Below are 15225 nucleotides of genomic sequence, written 5' to 3' on the forward strand. Positions count from 1 at the left end.
ATGCAAGGTAACAAACATTTTCCCGTTTCGATAGGATTTTGTGCAAGGCGATTGTGAAACTGTCATTTTTCACAGCTGAAGACGGATTGCGTTTTTGTCGCCGGCTGCATATATGATGTCGGGAAATTCAACAAGGAGTGCAGCATGAGTGGCCAGCCAGGCAACGGTGAAGACAAGGGCGAATTTGCCAAGCTGCGCGAGGAAATTCGCGTTTTCGTCGATGAACGCGACTGGGATCAGTTTCATACGCCGAAAAACCTGTCGTCTGCGCTGTGCGTCGAAGCGGCAGAGCTGCTGGAGCATTTCCAGTGGCTGAAAACCGGCAGCAGTGAAGAGCTCGGTCCGGACAAATTGCAGCAGGTCGGACACGAAATGGCCGATGTGCTGGTGTATCTGATCCGCCTCGCCGACAAACTGGATATCGACCTGAACGCGGCAGTGGCGGAAAAAATGCTGCTTAACCGCGCCAAGTATCCGGCCGACAAAGTGCGCGGCGACGCGCGCAAATACTACGAATACAAGAATCCATGATGAGCGCGTCCCGGGCGGTCGGCGCCTGGCATAAGGCCTTCAGCTCTGGGCGCTGGCCTTGGACCGCTGCGTCGCCTTGGCCAGTTTGTCTTGCGCCAGGGCGTCGGCATTCAGGCACTCGCCTTCGGCCCAGCTTTCAAGCAGCGTGACGCGCAAGGCCTGCAAGTGCTGCTGCTGTTCGCGCAGCGTGCCCATGAGCTGGTCGATTTCCTCCAGCCGGCCGTCCAGCCTGTGTAGAAGTTCATCTTTGGACAAACCTTCATTGCCAGCTGCAAATACGCTGCGGATCGCATCCAGCGAAAATCCCAATCCCTGCGCCATCTGGATCCGCCGCAGGCGTTCCACGGCCGCATCGGCATACTCGCGATAGCCGTTGGCGCCGCGTTCCGCCTTCGGCAGCAGGCCGCTTTGCTCGTAGTAGCGGATGGCGGAGGACGCCATGCCGGTTTTTTCCGCCAGTTCACCGATCTTCATAATGCTTGACCTTCAAGTTGACTTTAAGCTTAGGATACCTTATTTCCACCTTTACCGACGGATGCACCATGCAATCAGCCCTGTTTTCAAGCTTGCAACTACCGAATGGCAGCCTGCTGCCCAACCGCCTGGCCAAAGCCGCCATGGAGGAAAACATGGCCGACGATGGACAACTGCCCGGCCCGGCCATACGCCGCCTATACCAGACCTGGGCGGAGGGCGGCGCGGGTTTGATCATTACCGGCAATGTCATGATCGATGGCGCCGCGCTGACTGGCCCGGGCGGCATCGTGCTGGAAGCCGGCACGCCGCTGGAACCCTTCAGGCAGTGGGCTGACGCCGCCAAGCACAAGGGCGCGCAAGTGTGGATGCAGATCAACCATCCGGGCCGTCAGGTGATGGCGGCCATGGGCGGCCGCGCCTGGGCGCCTTCGGCGGTGGCGCTGGACATGGGTAAGCACAGCAAGCTGTTTGTGCGGCCGAAAGCCATGGACGCCGCCGAGATCGAGGAAGTCATCGGCCGTTTTGCCGCCACCGCGGCAGCCGCCGAGCAGGCAGGCTTCAACGGCGTCGAGATTCACGCCGCCCATGGTTATCTGATATCGCAGTTCTTGTCGCCTCTCAGTAACCAGCGCAAGGATGACTGGGGCGGCAGCCTGGCCAACCGGGCGCGTCTGCTGCTGGCAGTGGTGCGTGCGGTGAGGGCGAAAGTATCCAGCGGATTCTGCGTGGCGGTGAAACTGAATTCCGCCGATTTCCAGCGCGGCGGCTTTACCGAAGACGATGCCCGGCAAGTGATCCTGTGGCTGAACGAACTGCCGGTGGATCTGGTCGAGCTCTCCGGCGGCAGCTATGAAAGCCCGGCCATGCAAGGAAACACCGCCGATGGCCGCAGCTTGGCGCGCGAAGCCTATTTCCTGGAGTTTGCCAGAGAACTGGCTGCTGTCGCCCGCATGCCGCTGATGACCACTGGCGGCATCCGCCGCAAGGCTGTCGCCGAGCAGGTGCTGGCCGGCGGCGTGGCGGTCGCCGGCATGGCCACCGCGCTGGCGCTGGCGCCGGACTTGCCGGCACAATGGCGGGCCGGCGGCGACCAGGCTGCGCACAGTCCGCAAATCGACTGGAAAGACCAGGTCATCGCGGCACTGGCGCGCATGGCGCTGGTCAAGCGTCGCTTGCGCCTGCTGGGCGCTAGCGGCAGCGCGGGCGGCAAACATTCGCCATTGCTGACCCTGATTGTCGACCAGTTGCGTACGCGGCGGCTGACACGGCGTTACCGGCGCTGGTCGCAGGCGCGCACCTGAGGTAGCGGCGCGGCTATACGGTGACGCTGCCGCGGCCAATCTCGATGACTTTGCCGCCCACCTGAATCGCTGCGTCGGCAGTAACCTGCAGGCGCAGCAGGCAAGGGCGCTTGACTGCCGCGCCTTGTTCAATCTCGTACTGCAGCGGCAATGCATGTCCTTTGGCGATCAGCCAGCCGCCGAGATTGGCACAGGCCGATCCGGTGCCGGGATCTTCAACCACGCCGCCGCCTGCCTTGGCGAAGAAGTAGCGCGACACGACCCGGCCCGGGCGTTCGGGATCGAAGGCAAACACATACACGGTCTTGCGTTCAAGGCTGCTCACCGGCCAGGCATCGAGCTGTCCGCTGTCGGGGCAAGCGCGCCGTACCGCATCGACGCTGCGCAGCGCCACCAGCAACTGGTCGCTGCCGGTATCTACCCATAAGGGCACATCCAGCACGTCGTCAGGATACAAGCCGAGCAATGCCGCCATGGCGGCAATAGTCATGTTTTCCGGCGCGGTCTTCAAGCCGCCGGGCTGCGGTGCGACCAGGGTCCAGACGTTGCCTTGCGCACGCACCGGTACCACGCCAGCCTTGAATTCCAGCGACAGCGCATCGCCGGTGCCGGCCAGCTCCCGCACCACCTGGGCCGTGCCTAGCGTCGGATGGCCGGCAAAGCGCATTTCATAATCCGGCGTGAAGATGCGTACCAAGGCATCGGCGCGTTCCGATGGCAGGATGAACGTGGTTTCCGACAGATTGAACTGCAGCGCCAGCGCCCGCATGGTGGCCTCGTCCATGCCGCGCGCATCTTCAAACACGCACAGCTGGTTGCCGCCGAAAGTGGATTCTGCAAAAACATTGAGGAGCCGGAAGGCATAGGTGCTCATGGATGTCCCGTGGTTCTGTGGTGAGATGAAAAGGCTGCAATTGCGCGCGATTCTTGCGCAGCGCTAAAAACAATATCCTACCGCACCGGGCAAGCGGTTTTCAGCTATTTCCTTGACAAGACCGGCAAGAAGGCGCAAAAGTTGAGCTCGTACCAATCCATTGTTGACCGGTCGCGGGGGCTCCAAGAAATGGACTTCAATTTACCTGAATTGATCGAGCTGGAACGCATCATCCAGGAGGGCCAGCCCTACCTGGAGAGCAGGATTGTGTGCGACATCGAAATGAAGGGACATTGCTTCCCGGTCTATGTCCTCAGCATCGGCAGCAAGGATCCGGCAGCGCCCGCGGTCGGCTTTTTTGGCGGCGTCCATGGCCTGGAAAAGATCGGTACGCGGGTATTGCTGGCCTTCTTGCGCAGCCTGCTGGCGCGCCTGAAGTGGGACGCGCTGCTGCATCACCAGCTGGCCTCTGTACGCCTGGTGTTCATGCCGCTGGTGAATCCCGCCGGCATGTGGGACAGCACCCGCTGCAATCCGCGCGGCGTCGACCTGATGCGCAATGCCCCGCTGGACGCCAATGAGAAAGTGCACTTCCTGCTGGGCGGGCAGCGCATCAGCGCGCGCCTGCCGTGGTACCGCGGCGCCAGCGATGCGCCGATGGAGGCTGAAGCGCAGGCGCTCTGCAGCGTGGTGCAGGAAGAACTGATGAGCCGCGAGTTCAGCATCGCCCTCGACTGCCATTCCGGTTTCGGCGCCAAGGACCGCATCTGGTTTCCTTATGCGCACAGCCGGACGCCGATTCGCCACCTGCCGGAAATCCTTGCCCTTGCCGATCTGTTCAACCAGACCTATCGCGAACACAACTATCTGTTCGAAGCACAAAACGCTCAGTACCTGACCCATGGCGACCTGTGGGACTACCTGTACCTGCAGATGCCGCCCGGCAGTGGCCAGGTTTTTCTGCCGCTGACGCTGGAGATGGGATCCTGGCTCTGGGTAAGGGAAAATCCCCGTCAGCTGTTTTCCCGGCAGGGGATGTTCAATCCCCGCTCGCCCGGCCGGCTGCACCGGGTACTGCGCAGCCACCTGGTCTGGCTTGAATTCCTGACGCGTGCCGCCGGCGCCCACAAAAGCTGGATGCCGGCCAGTTCCGTCAATGCTGCGCCAAGCGCCGCCTGCCATGAGTAACTGGGTATTCCTGCGCGGGCTGATGCGGGAGACGCGGCATTGGGGTGAGTTTCCAGAAGTGTTTCGGGCGACTCTGCCGCAAGCCGGCGTCACGCTGCTCGATCTGCCGGGCAACGGCCGCCTGCATAAGGAGAAGAGCCCGGTACGCGTGGAAGCAATGACAGATGCCTGCCGGCGCCAGCTTTTGAGCCAGAACATTTCACCGCCGTATTATTTATTCGCCTTGTCTCTTGGCGCCATGGTGGCCATCGACTGGGCCGCGCGTTATCCGCAGGAACTGGCCGGCTGTGTGCTGCTCAACACCAGCCTGCGGCCGGTCAGCCCGTTCTACCAGCGTTTGCGACCGCGCAACTATCCGGCGCTGCTTAGCCTTGCCTTGTCGGGACTCCGGCAGCGCAATTTCGCCCGGCAGGAACGCCTGCTGCTGCAGCTGACCAGCTGTCGCGGCGCTGAGCAGGCGGCGGTGCTGGCGGCATGGATCGGCTATCAACACGATCATCCCGTGAGCCGCGGCAACGCCTGGCGGCAGCTGTACGCCGCGATGCGTTACCGCGCGCCGCCACATGCGCCGACGATGCCAATATTGATCCTGGCCGGCGGCGCCGACCGGCTGATCGACCCACGCTGCCCGCAGAATCTGGCGCGTCTGTGGCAGGCGCCGCTGGCGGTGCAGCCGACAGCCGGCCACGACCTGACCCTGGATGCCGGCGGCTGGGTTGCCGAACAGGTGCGGTACTGGCTGGCGGCAACCGGGCAGTGCAACAGAAATGACTTGTAGTGTGAGGAAATGCGACGGCTCGATCGTGCTGGCCTTCGCTTACGACTACGCTCAGAGTGCGGGGCGATCCGCATCGCCGCTTCCATTTACGGCTAAAGAATTCGAGTAAAAAGCCGAAACGGTGCAGTGGAAGTGATGCGGTTGTAACGACTGCCGATACCTCAACCATCAGCTTGAAATCAATCGGGCTTTTACTGCTCGAGCTTCCATGCGCTGAATGCATCGGCGCATAGAGGCTCGCGTATTTTGTTGCGGCGGAATTCGGGATTCTCGCGCTGTAGCAAGGAGCACCGCACCCGCTTGTCATTCAATGCATTTCCTGACAGGAGGGCTGTATAACAACTCTGCAAGGCTGCGTTAGAGAGAGAATCGCAAAGTTCCGAGACTGCCTACTTCGACCACGCCGTCGCTGTTGACGAAAGAACGGGTTCCTTCAACCAAGATGGTATTGTCGGTGAGATAGGCGCCATTCCAATTGTCAACGATATTGTATGGACGCTGATCCGGACGCTGAGCGCCGCCGAAGGAGAGATTAAATGGCGCAACGCCGTCTTTGCCTTGGCTTTTGCTGAATACCCAGCCGTAGTTGCCGACATTCCCTTCCACTGAAAATGCGCCGATGGGGCTGTAGTTGGCGCTGTAAACGCCGGTGATGACACCATTCGACGAATTCGCCGAAGAAATCTTCAATGTGAAATTCTTGTCCGCAGAGGTATAAGTTCCAATTGCAGGTACGTTGCTCATTATGAGTTCCTTTCATAGGAAGTAGGAGGCAGTCAGGCGCATTTGTGCGCCTCTGCGGAGTTCATGGTAGTGCATAAAAATCTGGATAGCATCCTGTCAAAAGTGGCAGCGAGAGCAGGCGTCACTTCAAAAAAATCAAGTCGAAAACGAACTATGTAGCCCGCAGGCGTGGCGGGAGGGGACGACTACGTGCCCGGGGGATCACGATTGGGAGTGGTGCTTATTTTGATGAATTCATGATTGCTGCGTAGCAGCGCTGCACACCAAATGGAATAGCAAAGCGACGTTGACAAGCCGCGCATCGACACTACAATAAAACCATTGTCGTGTGGAAATAATGTGATGTGTATCCCAATGTAAATGACTGGGCGCTGGGCGGCAGTTGTATCAGTACTTGGAGTTACCTCAATTATGTATATCTTTGATATTCAGGGAGAAACCACAAATGACCAAGTCAATCGAAAAAGAGCTTCGCAGCTTCGTGACGTTTGCTCTGGCGCTTAAACCGAGAGTCACGTTTCATCGAAAACCGGATTCAAGAGGGCCAGAAATCAGCCTGAGTTTTTCCGTCAAAAATGCGAAGGTCAAACCGCGCTTCCATGACGAAGACGTCCTCATCGAAAAATACAAACAACTCAAACCCTATCTGGACGTGATGGTGAATTCAGGCGAATCGATCGCCGATTGCGCCCCGACCATTAATTTTCAACCCAATGTCAAATACCAAACGGTCAAACTCACGGAAGGGGAGTTCGAGATCGCACGGCAGTCGGCGCTGCATTTGGGCGAAATCGAGCGTGCGCGTGCGGCGAAGGATAAGGCGGGCGCAGCAAAACACTTCGAGCGTTTTGACGCGTTCATCCGCAGCAAGCGCGATGAATTGCTGGTCGCTTTCGGCGATCTTGCGATTGCGAATCCGGTCGCGTCTTTCGGAGCCGGGCGGGTCAGCGACGATGGAGACTGCACGGGTCAGGTGATTTTTGTGATTGCCGAAGTCATTATCGTCTGCCCCATGACCGAGGATGTCGGCGTAGTCGAACTGCAACAATAGCCGATGAGGCAATGGACGATCCGACGAAACAGTTGGTGGAGCGATTCAGTCGCTTGAACGGCGATTGGAACGAAGTCGCCAACCTTTTCGTCGACGAATTTCGTAGAGGTTTCATTTCGAGGCTGGTGTCGCGCGAGCTCGGCGCGATCACGCGCGATCGGCGTCACACCATTACCTCCGGCGTCAACCAATACACGCTGACGCCAATCAATCTGCCAGAGCTGGAATATAGTACCCGCATTATGACGCCCTTCCAGAGCCGTCCGCACATCGTCAAATGGCTGGGGATGCGGCAGATCATCGGGATGAAAGGGAAAGGATCGGTTCGCATCCGGAAGTTGCGCGCTCCAGCTTCCTGCAGCATCGAACAGTTCCAGGCCGGCATCGAGTTGGAACACGTCGACGACGTCATTCTGACGAATTTGCAGCACCTCGCCACCGACGACGGCCGGGATCTGCTGGACCTGGATTCCGTAACGGAACCTTCCATCCTCGAAATCCTGACGCTGAAGGCCGACGCCAGTCCGATGATCTGGACCTTCGGACAAGATTTGAAGTCGACCTATGCCGAACAATCCTCGCCTCTCGTCTCACGCTTTCGGAATGTCGTCAAACTGGCTGTCGCCATGGGGCGACGGATGCCCGACGACATCTATGAGAAAGCCTTGAGTTCGACCAACACCCGCCTTGCCCTCGCGGCGATGGAGGGTATGTTTGCGGAAAGACGCTCAGACGCGTTTGCGACACTGCACGAGGCGATCGAATCTGAAAACGACGCTTTGCGCAACGGCGCCGAGACACTGCTGGCGCTTGTGGCCAATCCGGCGGGAGGCGCGGATGCCGCTTGAGATTTGCCCTCCGCAAGACGACGAGGCGATCACGCTCGCCGAATATCTGCATCGCCTGCACGCGGGAGGGTATGAGCTTTCGACGATCGAGGGATTGACGGCGTCGGCGCCGTTGTTAAAGAAGCTCAGCAACAACAAAGATTTTCTTTTCGATTTCCTGACCGACCAGCTGCGCCAGAATCTGAATTTTCAATTCAACAATGCTTATGGACCGGAAGTATTCGTTCTGCATAGCGAACCGGCTTTCTTCCTGCGAGCGAATATCTGGATGCCGCGCCAAGAAGTGTTTACTCGCATACCGGGATTTCGCTACGATATTTGCCATGATCACAATTTTCATATTCTGACGATCGGATATTTTGGTCCGGGATACGAAAGTCTCACGTTCGAATATGACAAGAGCGCGCATGTCGGGGCGTTGGGCGAATGCCTGCATCTTCATAATTCAACAGTATTCAATCTTTCCGTGGGAAAGATCGCTATCTATCGTGCCAAGCACGATATCCATATCCAGCTTCCGCCGCCTCAGATGTCGATTTCGTTAAATCTGATCCCACGGACCGAACACCAGCAGGACCTGCAATTCGAGGTCGACGAAGCGACCGGGAAGATTCTCCGCTATCTCGATTTCGCGGGGTCCGACGCAGCAGTCCGCATCGCCGGCCTGATCGGGGAGCACGACGATTTGCAGGTACTCGCCGAAGTCGCAGCGACGCATCCCAATCCAAAGGTGCGCGCCTTGGCAGTATTGGCGCAGATGCAGATTGCGCCCGAACTTGCGGCCGCCATCGAAGAAGAGACGCGCGCGAAACAACCGGAAATCGTCCTGAACATCGTCAACAGCGAGCTGTCCCGATACGGCGCTTGCATGAACTACGGGTAGCAAGCGGTGCTGCTTATTTGCTGAGCAGCCAGGCGACGGTGATGCGGTCCCATGCACCGGCGATGCCGCCAAGGGCTGATAAAGCTGCCGAAGCTGGGGTCGTATCACTTGATTGACACCAAGTAGCCCCGGCTCTGATACAATTTCGCCGCAGCCGGTCCCGGCTGCGCGTTGTCTCGCCATAGTTCACGGCGTGGAATGAGACTGAAACCCCGCGCCAGTCCTGGCTCTCACTATTTGCTGTAGCAAATTCGTAGCACTCAAATTCTTCCAAATTTTTGTTGTTTTGACGCAAGGTCATCACCGACTGCGTAATGGATGACGAACACGCGCAAATCAAGCATGCGCGCCAGGGTAGAACATGGGTTCGGGGTGATCAAACGCATCTTCGGATTCTCTAAGGTGCGCTATCCCTGGGGTGACGAAGAGCGCCGATCGATTCTTCGTCACTTGTGCGTTGGCCAATTTGTTCATGGTGCGTAGGAACTCGCTGTGTCTTCAACGAGCATAATGCCTCCAGTGTGCGTAAAATCGCATCTGGATGCAGTAAATTAGGACGTAGATCACCTGATTTCACTTGAAAGTCGCTGTCTCGTAGTCGCTTTTTTTTGATTCACAGAATTTTTTTGTCAACATTAGAATGTTTGGGGCTTATTCAGACGTTCCTTAACTTGCAAATAACACAACATCCATAAGGAAAACGCCATGGAAATTCGACGGGCCATCCCGAAAGACTACGAAAAAATCATCGCACTGCAACAGGAAAACACGCCAGATCAGCTAAGTGAAGAAGACAAGCTGCAGGGCTTTATCGTCTCGAGCATGAACACGCAGCAGGTAGCTGCCATCAATCAGGCTCTGGGTATTCTGGTCGCCATGGACGGCGAACGACTTGCCGGTTTCCTGTGCATGGCGCCCACTGATACGCCACCACCACGCCATCCGGTAGTTGACGCCATGCTCAAGACATTCCCCGAACAGCAGTTCGGCGGTAAAACATTGCAGGAGCAACGCGTTTTTGTCTATGGTCCGGTGTGTGTCGGCAAAGCGTGGCGAGGCCATGGCATTGCGAAAAAGCTGTTCGTCGCCGTAAAGGAATATACCCGTCCGAACTACGATGTCGGCGCCGCGTTTATCAACGACCTCAATCCCCACTCGCTGGCGGTGCACCTCCAAGGCTTGAAAATGACAGCCTTGACCCCGTTCGAGCACGAGCAAAACAGGTATCAGTTTGTGGTATTTTCTACTGCCGGGTAGCCCTTGGCGGATCTAGGATTCACCCGAACAAACCGTATGAATATCGATGTTTATGCGGTTTTTTATATGCTTCATTCGTACTCTGATTAGAGTGTTGAGACGCTGACGATGTCCACTAAATCGGCCGAAAAGCCTTTAAATACACGGCTTACGGGGATTTGCTAGGATTTCCGGAAAATTGGGTTGGTCCCACCAACAGGTATCAAGTTATCAATAAAATCAATTACTTACTGTCGAATTTCGTAAAATTTTAGTAATCAACTCATTGCTTTGCAAAATCATGACGTCATCTGACTTCATCCCCGAAATTGTACATTCACATTGGTTTCGCAAGAGATTCTTGCGCACCAATACAGAATTTTGTATAATCCCACCAATGACCGTACCCAAGCCCGTGCAATTCCGAGGGAGCGCCCTTGATGACCTACGCACTTTCCCTCTCTCAGCACGTCGGGAAGCTGGATACCAGATTGACCAGGTGCAACACAGCAACGAACCTGACGACTGGAAGCCAATGCCATCGATTGGACAAGGTGTCCGCGAGATTCGAATTCGAGATGTTGCTGGCGCATTCCGTGTCGTCTACGTAGCGAAGTTTGCCGATGCGATCTATGTGCTTCACTGCTTCCAGAAAAAGACACAAAAAACTAGCAAAACAGATGTGGATTTAGCGGAGAGCCGTTACCGTGACTTAACTAAGGAGCTAGGCAAATGAGTAATGAAAAATTCGCCAGTGTGTGGGATGCAATCGAAGACACCCCAGAAGAAGCAGAAAACATGAAGCTGCGCTCTGGCTTGATGATGGCGCTGAAAGAACATATCGTCCGTGTCGGCATGAATCAGTCGCAGGCCGCAAAGCTATTCGGCGTCACACAGCCGCGTGTCTCCGATCTCATGCGTGGAAAAATCGCTCTATTCGGCCTAGATGCCTTGGTCAACATGGCGGCATCCGCTGGACTGCATGTTGAAATGCGGGTACTGGAAACCGCTTAATTCGGATATCGCGCTAGAATTTTCCGGGTTACACAATTCGATCTAAAGCTTCCCGAGATCATATAGTTTCCCATATGTGGCGCGGCTTTACAGCCGCATTTCGCTCCGCAAAAAGGCGAATTTCGTCGGCTGGCATCCCAATAAGTAGGTTGGAAGAATATTTTTTCGGAGCAAATTTCTACCCATAATTTCTATATATAACCCGAATAGCATTGTCCATTTAAACCAGCAAATTTTTCAGAAAAATCGGAGCAGTGTCGGATGTTTACGCGATGGCTCGGCGGCGAAATCGTCGTCACCGGCTCAATCCGCGCGCGAATTGAACCTCGGTGCCCACTAACTGGGCTGATGGATAGTGCTTAAACAATTAAGGAGGTAGGCGAACGGCCGTACCCTCTGCTATTGGGGACACACCACCAGGGCTTGTGTAAAGAGTCCTGGCAGTGGCACCAGTAACTTGCGTACCGCCTAGGACACATACTGGTTGTGAAAACTCGAAGAGTAACTTGCCCATCTCTTGAACGCCCGCAGAGTTGACTGTAGCGCTAGAGACCCGAAGCCAACCATTTGGGGGAGAAAAATAATAAGTGCCAGGTTGTTCGCCGTATTTTGATGTAGTCGTAGTGGCGGTTTTTCCATCAGGCATTAAAACGATAGCACTATTGTCACCAGAAGAGTTGAATACAGTGTACTTGCCCCCCCCCACCGCCCAATCAGTCGGGGCACCGCCACAGGTTTCAGCGGCAACGGTTCGCGTAGAGACCGCAGAAATTCCTCCAATACTGAGCGCAACCGCCGCCATGCGAAGTAATGCTTTACTTTTGAGCAGATTGATGGTCATCGGAGAGCCTCCTCGGAGTGTTTAACGAAATGAAAATTTAAGTACATTGTGCTGAAATGAGCTTCCCCTGCTTGCACCACTGGGGCAGTGAGCACAATCAAGAAGAGGAAGTCGCACAAAAATCTCCGAATAGAAGATTGCAATGAAAGGATAGAATAGAAAATATTTATATCAAGAAATATTTTTAAGATAGAATTATTTGAAGAAATAATGCGCGCAGCTACAAAGTAGGCTATGGCTCCATGAATTATCTTGCATTTTCACAATTGTTTGCTAGGCTGACATTTCGAACACTATACAGTGAGGAAATCATGGACGACGACGAAGAGGTTGCTGCAATAGTTCTCGATAATGCATCAGGATTTGATAAATCTGGTTTTTCCGCTAAATATGCAAAAGTAGAAAGCAATGGAATTGTGACTGATATTCAAAGTTGCTTCTCCCCTCCTTCGCCTGAATGGAAACCTTGCAAGGACAATACTAAGATAGGCTCTCCTTATTAGAGAACGTATGGCGTAAAATTTTACGCAGTGTTTTTCAGGATAACACTGCGCAATATTTTTTAATCGCACTAGCAGGCTCGACGTACATTCAATGTATTCCATGCGTATTTTTATAGGCATTTTTGATGAAAAAATCTGACTTACTGCCAGATGAAATTCATACGAAACGTCTATTGATCCGTGTTGCCAAGCCAGGTGACGGCGTTATATTTAATCAAGCAATTGTCGATTCGGCAGAACACCTGAAGGATTGGCTATCATGGGTGGCACCGGTTCCAACTGTTGATGAGTCCGAGCTATCCTGCCGTCAAGCATATGCCCGATTTCTGATGAATGAAGATCTAATGGCGTTCCTCATTCTAAAATCTAATGGTGCATTGGTTGGGGGTAGTGGTTTGCACTATGTAAATTGGAGCTTGCGACGTTTTGAAATGGGCTACTGGGGCAGAACTCAATATCTTGGGAAGGGACTGATTAGCGAAGGCGTTGCGGCCTTGGCCCAATATGCGATAGAAAATTTACAAGCAAATCGTGTATTTTTGTCTATGGATGAAAGAAATTTCGCAAGTCGACGACTCGCTGAGCGTGTTGGATTTGAGTTCGAAGGGACGCTTAGGCAAGACAGAAAAAATCTCCAAGGCAGCTTACGCAATACTCGCATTTATTCAGTCATTCGTCCCTTGACCTAAATAAGTAACAGACCCTGGACGGAAATCAATGAGTCACTGGGCAAAAAGCCGTACCTGATTAATACAGATCCGATGGGTAGCGGTTGGATCTTCAAAATGAAAGTGAACAATAAGGACGCCTGGTCCAGGCTGTTGGATGAAGCAAAATATAAGGCGTTGGTCGCTAAATTGTGAAAAATTAGCAGTGGTTGCGGAAATTCGGCCAGTTTGCTAAATGGAGCATCACAGTCCCGGTGGCGTGACCCCAATAGCTGAAAGTACGGCCATTCGTTTAACTCTCTATGGGGTTAAACCCTAAGCCCATAAAATCTCGTCAGTCCAAAATGCGTCATTTTGCGTTAACGCGTTGCAGTCAATTTCCCAACGCGCCCCGCGTAGCTTGGGGACTTGGCGCTTTTGCGAACTGCGTTAAAAGCACACCATTTAACGGGGCGGGCAGGCGTGGTGGGGGACTGCGATTGAAAGGTCACGGTCGACGATCTTTTTCATGGCAAGGCAACAATGCCAGGGCGTAAAAAAAGCCGCGTAAAGCGGCCTGAGGCGACGCAGACGCTGCCGTAACAACATGGCAGCGGGCAGGTATACCGTCAGCGCCCGGCGCGCCTGAGCGCCTCCTGTTCCGTCTGGTAGTCGTCCCGGCAATCGGTATTGCAGAACAGCGCCCCATGGGCGACGGCGTCATCGCAATAGTGGCAATGTCTGTCCGCCTCCAGCTGGAGCGTCTTACGTGCGTGCGCCATGGCTGCCTTGATGTCCTGCGCGATGCGCCACTCGGCGCGGTCGGCTACGTCGCTCATGCTGTCTTCCCTTCCATGTTCCCCAATGTGTACTCGTCAAATCTCACGATCTCTTCTCCCATCCATTCATTCATCATTAAAAATTGCGATTGCAGCGGCACCAGCTCGTTACGGGCAAACACGCGGGCCGCTGGCTCCACGGCACCGAAGCCGCCGGCATTGCTCGGCATGATCCCCATCAGCTGGGGCGGCACACGGTGCGCGGCCAGCAGGTCGTCCCTGGTCACGCCCTTGATATTGAAAAACTCATCCTTGGCGGCGACCTCGGACACCGGCAAGATCTGGATGCCGTCTTTCTTGCCCCCTGGCGCGTACATAAAGACGTTCCGGAAATTGCCGGGTCCCTTGCTATCCCGCAGCGCCGTGCGCAGGTTGTCCACGTCTTTGATGTTCTGGGCAGCGTCGGTCATGTAGAGGATGAAACCGGCATGAGAGCCGTTCTTGTAATACTTGCGACGAAACAGCGTGGCCGATTCGTTGAGCCAGGCCGACTGCAACGCGGACAGGTATTGCGGCAGGCCGTACACCTCCTGGTTCACATCCGGGTCCATCAGGTGGAATACAGCGCCCTTGGCAAACTCATGTTCTTGCTGCCAGCCAGGCACAAAGAAATAGTTGTCCAGATCCCGCCCGCGCCGTGTGTACTTGGCAAGGGAATGCGTCAACCCAACCAGGCGCCCGGTACGGCTGCTGCGCTTTTCTGGATAGGCATTGCCGAAGGTCAGAAAGTCCAGCGCCAGGCGTTTAAACGTATCCCGCGACAGGTATTTGTTCGGCAAGAAAGTGGATGTCAGGATGTTGGTTTTAAAGTAGATCGCGCTGCTGTGATGGACGCTGGCGTTAAACGACTTTGCCAGCCCTTGCCAGCTGACTGGCGGTTCGTACCACTTGCCATTGAGCCAGCACTCCATGCTTTCCATGATGTCGGCGTGATCCAGCACCGGCGTCGGATCGCCAAACGAAAAAGCTTCCACGGATGCGGCGGCCTGTGGCGCTGGCACGTTGCTTGCCGGCGGCGCCGTCGCGTGCTGTCGTACCTGTTTAAATCGCTGTTTCTTCATGATGTAAAAATCTCCATAAATGAGGTGGTGCTTTCCGATACGCCTTCTATCGGTTCGTGATCGAGCGCGTGCATGCAGGCCCAGGCCAAGTCGGCGTGACCTGTCTCGGCGGTCCGGCCAGCGTCGAAAGTGACGTGCCGGCCGCTGGCAGTAATGGTTTTGCGGATTGCCATGAAGGCAGCCGACAGGTCGGTGGCGCCGGCGTCGAATTCGAGACGGCCCTTGCTGATGACGTCCTTGGCTTTCAGGACCATGCGAGTCTTGACCTCCGGCGAATAGTTGATCGCGGTGGCGCCGGGGAAAAACTGTTTTACGATGGGGAATACGCCGATACCCATGCCGGTAGTGTCGATGCCGATGTATTCGACGTTGTATCGCAAGCTCATTTGCCGGATGGCTTCTGCCTGGG

Annotated in this window: 20 protein-coding genes and 2 pseudogenes; 14 read left to right on the forward strand and 8 right to left on the reverse strand. The window is 55.3% G+C overall.

Annotation, left to right across the window (positions count from 1 at the left end; genetic code table 11):
• The first annotated feature begins 144 nt into the window (after window positions 1–144).
• Window positions 145–531 carry a nucleotide pyrophosphohydrolase gene (locus VNZ65_RS20330; RefSeq protein ID WP_325672261.1) on the forward strand — a complete coding sequence of 129 codons (387 nt, stop codon included), beginning with the start codon at window positions 145–147 and terminating at the stop codon, window positions 529–531.
• Between the two features lie 39 nt (window positions 532–570).
• Here the strand turns inward: VNZ65_RS20330 and VNZ65_RS20335 are convergent, their stop codons facing one another.
• Window positions 571–1005, reverse strand: a complete 435-nt coding sequence (locus VNZ65_RS20335; RefSeq protein ID WP_325672263.1) for a MerR family transcriptional regulator — start codon at window positions 1003–1005, stop codon at window positions 571–573.
• A gap of 68 nt (window positions 1006–1073) precedes the next feature.
• On the opposite strand from VNZ65_RS20335, the gene VNZ65_RS20340 reads away from it, so the two are divergent.
• The gene (locus VNZ65_RS20340; protein WP_325672265.1) at window positions 1074–2309 is read left to right on the forward strand and encodes an NADH:flavin oxidoreductase/NADH oxidase family protein; all 1236 of its coding nucleotides are present in this window, start codon (window positions 1074–1076) and stop codon (window positions 2307–2309) included.
• Window positions 2310–2322: 13 nt separating this feature from the next.
• Here VNZ65_RS20340 and VNZ65_RS20345 read toward each other — a convergent pair whose 3' ends face one another.
• The gene (locus tag VNZ65_RS20345; protein ID WP_325672267.1) at window positions 2323–3183 is read right to left on the reverse strand and encodes a PhzF family phenazine biosynthesis protein; all 861 of its coding nucleotides are present in this window, start codon (window positions 3181–3183) and stop codon (window positions 2323–2325) included.
• A gap of 189 nt (window positions 3184–3372) precedes the next feature.
• On the opposite strand from VNZ65_RS20345, the gene VNZ65_RS20350 reads away from it, so the two are divergent.
• Together VNZ65_RS20350 and VNZ65_RS20355 are read left to right on the forward strand one after the other, a co-directional pair.
• Window positions 3373–4371, forward strand: coding sequence for a M14 family zinc carboxypeptidase (locus VNZ65_RS20350; protein ID WP_325672269.1), 999 nt, complete (start codon window positions 3373–3375; stop codon window positions 4369–4371).
• Entirely contained in the window at window positions 4364–5149 is a 786-nt protein-coding gene (locus tag VNZ65_RS20355) for an alpha/beta hydrolase (protein WP_325672271.1), read from the forward strand. The genes VNZ65_RS20350 and VNZ65_RS20355 overlap by 8 nt, the downstream gene beginning before the upstream one ends.
• Window positions 5150–5506: 357 nt before the next feature.
• Here VNZ65_RS20355 and VNZ65_RS20360 read toward each other — a convergent pair whose 3' ends face one another.
• The gene (locus VNZ65_RS20360) at window positions 5507–5893 is read right to left on the reverse strand and encodes a hypothetical protein (protein ID WP_325672273.1); all 387 of its coding nucleotides are present in this window, start codon (window positions 5891–5893) and stop codon (window positions 5507–5509) included.
• Between the two features lie 445 nt (window positions 5894–6338).
• On the opposite strand from VNZ65_RS20360, the gene VNZ65_RS20365 reads away from it, so the two are divergent.
• From VNZ65_RS20365 to VNZ65_RS20375, 3 genes are read left to right on the forward strand one after another with little or no spacing between them, the layout of a single operon-like run.
• On the forward strand, window positions 6339–6944 hold the full coding sequence (locus VNZ65_RS20365) for a hypothetical protein (RefSeq protein WP_325672275.1): 606 nt from the start codon (window positions 6339–6341) through the stop codon (window positions 6942–6944).
• 11 nt (window positions 6945–6955) lie between these two features.
• Window positions 6956–7792 carry a hypothetical protein gene (locus VNZ65_RS20370; RefSeq protein WP_325672277.1) on the forward strand — a complete coding sequence of 279 codons (837 nt, stop codon included), beginning with the start codon at window positions 6956–6958 and terminating at the stop codon, window positions 7790–7792.
• Window positions 7782–8675: a hypothetical protein gene (locus VNZ65_RS20375; protein WP_325672279.1), complete on the forward strand. Its 894-nt coding sequence runs from the start codon at window positions 7782–7784 to the stop codon at window positions 8673–8675. The genes VNZ65_RS20370 and VNZ65_RS20375 overlap by 11 nt, the downstream gene beginning before the upstream one ends.
• Before the next feature lie 13 nt (window positions 8676–8688).
• Here VNZ65_RS20375 and VNZ65_RS20380 read toward each other — a convergent pair whose 3' ends face one another.
• Window positions 8689–8976 carry a hypothetical protein gene (locus VNZ65_RS20380; protein ID WP_325672281.1) on the reverse strand — a complete coding sequence of 96 codons (288 nt, stop codon included), beginning with the start codon at window positions 8974–8976 and terminating at the stop codon, window positions 8689–8691.
• A 23-nt stretch (window positions 8977–8999) separates the two neighbouring features.
• Here VNZ65_RS20380 and VNZ65_RS20385 point away from each other — a divergent pair.
• From VNZ65_RS20385 to VNZ65_RS20400, 4 genes and pseudogenes are all read left to right on the forward strand, one after another.
• Window positions 9000–9186: pseudogene (locus VNZ65_RS20385) on the forward strand (IS5/IS1182 family transposase); the annotation flags it as partial.
• Between the two features lie 194 nt (window positions 9187–9380).
• Entirely contained in the window at window positions 9381–9932 is a 552-nt protein-coding gene (locus VNZ65_RS20390) for a GNAT family N-acetyltransferase (RefSeq protein WP_325672283.1), read from the forward strand.
• A gap of 376 nt (window positions 9933–10308) precedes the next feature.
• On the forward strand, window positions 10309–10647 hold the full coding sequence (locus VNZ65_RS20395) for a type II toxin-antitoxin system RelE/ParE family toxin (protein ID WP_325672299.1): 339 nt from the start codon (window positions 10309–10311) through the stop codon (window positions 10645–10647).
• Window positions 10644–10925 carry a helix-turn-helix domain-containing protein gene (locus VNZ65_RS20400; protein WP_325672285.1) on the forward strand — a complete coding sequence of 94 codons (282 nt, stop codon included), beginning with the start codon at window positions 10644–10646 and terminating at the stop codon, window positions 10923–10925. Before VNZ65_RS20395 ends, VNZ65_RS20400 begins: the two co-directional genes overlap by 4 nt.
• Before the next feature lie 367 nt (window positions 10926–11292).
• On the opposite strand, the gene VNZ65_RS20405 is transcribed toward VNZ65_RS20400, so the two are convergent.
• The gene (locus VNZ65_RS20405) at window positions 11293–11766 is read right to left on the reverse strand and encodes a hypothetical protein (RefSeq protein ID WP_325672287.1); all 474 of its coding nucleotides are present in this window, start codon (window positions 11764–11766) and stop codon (window positions 11293–11295) included.
• Between the two features lie 311 nt (window positions 11767–12077).
• On the opposite strand from VNZ65_RS20405, the gene VNZ65_RS20410 reads away from it, so the two are divergent.
• From VNZ65_RS20410 to VNZ65_RS25400, 3 genes are all read left to right on the forward strand, one after another.
• Complete coding sequence (locus tag VNZ65_RS20410; protein WP_325672289.1) at window positions 12078–12269, forward strand: hypothetical protein; 192 nt, start codon at window positions 12078–12080, stop codon at window positions 12267–12269.
• 125 nt (window positions 12270–12394) lie between these two features.
• On the forward strand, window positions 12395–12958 hold the full coding sequence (locus VNZ65_RS20415) for a GNAT family protein (RefSeq protein WP_325672291.1): 564 nt from the start codon (window positions 12395–12397) through the stop codon (window positions 12956–12958).
• 24 nt (window positions 12959–12982) lie between these two features.
• Window positions 12983–13132 (forward strand): hypothetical protein, encoded by a 150-nt coding sequence (locus VNZ65_RS25400; protein ID WP_414649188.1) that lies wholly within the window; start codon window positions 12983–12985, stop codon window positions 13130–13132.
• 413 nt (window positions 13133–13545) lie between these two features.
• Here the strand turns inward: VNZ65_RS25400 and VNZ65_RS20420 are convergent, their stop codons facing one another.
• The 3 genes and pseudogenes from VNZ65_RS20420 to VNZ65_RS20430 all read right to left on the reverse strand — a co-directional run.
• Window positions 13546–13755 (reverse strand): DUF2116 family Zn-ribbon domain-containing protein, encoded by a 210-nt coding sequence (locus VNZ65_RS20420; RefSeq protein ID WP_325672293.1) that lies wholly within the window; start codon window positions 13753–13755, stop codon window positions 13546–13548.
• Window positions 13752–14816 carry a phage portal protein gene (locus VNZ65_RS20425; protein ID WP_325672295.1) on the reverse strand — a complete coding sequence of 355 codons (1065 nt, stop codon included), beginning with the start codon at window positions 14814–14816 and terminating at the stop codon, window positions 13752–13754. The genes VNZ65_RS20420 and VNZ65_RS20425 overlap by 4 nt, the downstream gene beginning before the upstream one ends.
• Window positions 14813–15225 (reverse strand): annotated as a pseudogene (locus tag VNZ65_RS20430) (terminase); the annotation flags it as partial. The pseudogene VNZ65_RS20430 and the gene VNZ65_RS20425, both read right to left, overlap by 4 nt.

The sequence above is a fragment of the Collimonas sp. genome (assembly GCF_035566555.1).
Lineage (GTDB): Bacteria > Pseudomonadota > Gammaproteobacteria > Burkholderiales > Burkholderiaceae_D > Collimonas.

What these genes read in the sequence shown, in the direction of transcription:
- VNZ65_RS20330 (WP_325672261.1), top strand. Translation starts at nt 145, where the DNA reads ATGAGTGGCCAGCCAGGCAACGGTGAAGACAAGGGCGAATTTGCCAAG.
- VNZ65_RS20335 (WP_325672263.1), bottom strand. Translation starts at nt 1,005, where the DNA reads ATGAAGATCGGTGAACTGGCGGAAAAAACCGGCATGGCGTCCTCCGCC.
- VNZ65_RS20340 (WP_325672265.1), top strand. Translation starts at nt 1,074, where the DNA reads ATGCAATCAGCCCTGTTTTCAAGCTTGCAACTACCGAATGGCAGCCTG.
- VNZ65_RS20345 (WP_325672267.1), bottom strand. Translation starts at nt 3,183, where the DNA reads ATGAGCACCTATGCCTTCCGGCTCCTCAATGTTTTTGCAGAATCCACT.
- VNZ65_RS20350 (WP_325672269.1), top strand. Translation starts at nt 3,373, where the DNA reads ATGGACTTCAATTTACCTGAATTGATCGAGCTGGAACGCATCATCCAG.
- VNZ65_RS20355 (WP_325672271.1), top strand. Translation starts at nt 4,364, where the DNA reads ATGAGTAACTGGGTATTCCTGCGCGGGCTGATGCGGGAGACGCGGCAT.
- VNZ65_RS20360 (WP_325672273.1), bottom strand. Translation starts at nt 5,893, where the DNA reads ATGAGCAACGTACCTGCAATTGGAACTTATACCTCTGCGGACAAGAAT.
- VNZ65_RS20365 (WP_325672275.1), top strand. Translation starts at nt 6,339, where the DNA reads ATGACCAAGTCAATCGAAAAAGAGCTTCGCAGCTTCGTGACGTTTGCT.
- VNZ65_RS20370 (WP_325672277.1), top strand. Translation starts at nt 6,956, where the DNA reads ATGGACGATCCGACGAAACAGTTGGTGGAGCGATTCAGTCGCTTGAAC.
- VNZ65_RS20375 (WP_325672279.1), top strand. Translation starts at nt 7,782, where the DNA reads ATGCCGCTTGAGATTTGCCCTCCGCAAGACGACGAGGCGATCACGCTC.
- VNZ65_RS20380 (WP_325672281.1), bottom strand. Translation starts at nt 8,976, where the DNA reads ATGACCTTGCGTCAAAACAACAAAAATTTGGAAGAATTTGAGTGCTAC.
- VNZ65_RS20390 (WP_325672283.1), top strand. Translation starts at nt 9,381, where the DNA reads ATGGAAATTCGACGGGCCATCCCGAAAGACTACGAAAAAATCATCGCA.
- VNZ65_RS20395 (WP_325672299.1), top strand. Translation starts at nt 10,309, where the DNA reads ATGACCGTACCCAAGCCCGTGCAATTCCGAGGGAGCGCCCTTGATGAC.
- VNZ65_RS20400 (WP_325672285.1), top strand. Translation starts at nt 10,644, where the DNA reads ATGAGTAATGAAAAATTCGCCAGTGTGTGGGATGCAATCGAAGACACC.
- VNZ65_RS20405 (WP_325672287.1), bottom strand. Translation starts at nt 11,766, where the DNA reads ATGACCATCAATCTGCTCAAAAGTAAAGCATTACTTCGCATGGCGGCG.
- VNZ65_RS20410 (WP_325672289.1), top strand. Translation starts at nt 12,078, where the DNA reads ATGGACGACGACGAAGAGGTTGCTGCAATAGTTCTCGATAATGCATCA.
- VNZ65_RS20415 (WP_325672291.1), top strand. Translation starts at nt 12,395, where the DNA reads ATGAAAAAATCTGACTTACTGCCAGATGAAATTCATACGAAACGTCTA.
- VNZ65_RS20420 (WP_325672293.1), bottom strand. Translation starts at nt 13,755, where the DNA reads ATGAGCGACGTAGCCGACCGCGCCGAGTGGCGCATCGCGCAGGACATC.
- VNZ65_RS20425 (WP_325672295.1), bottom strand. Translation starts at nt 14,816, where the DNA reads ATGAAGAAACAGCGATTTAAACAGGTACGACAGCACGCGACGGCGCCG.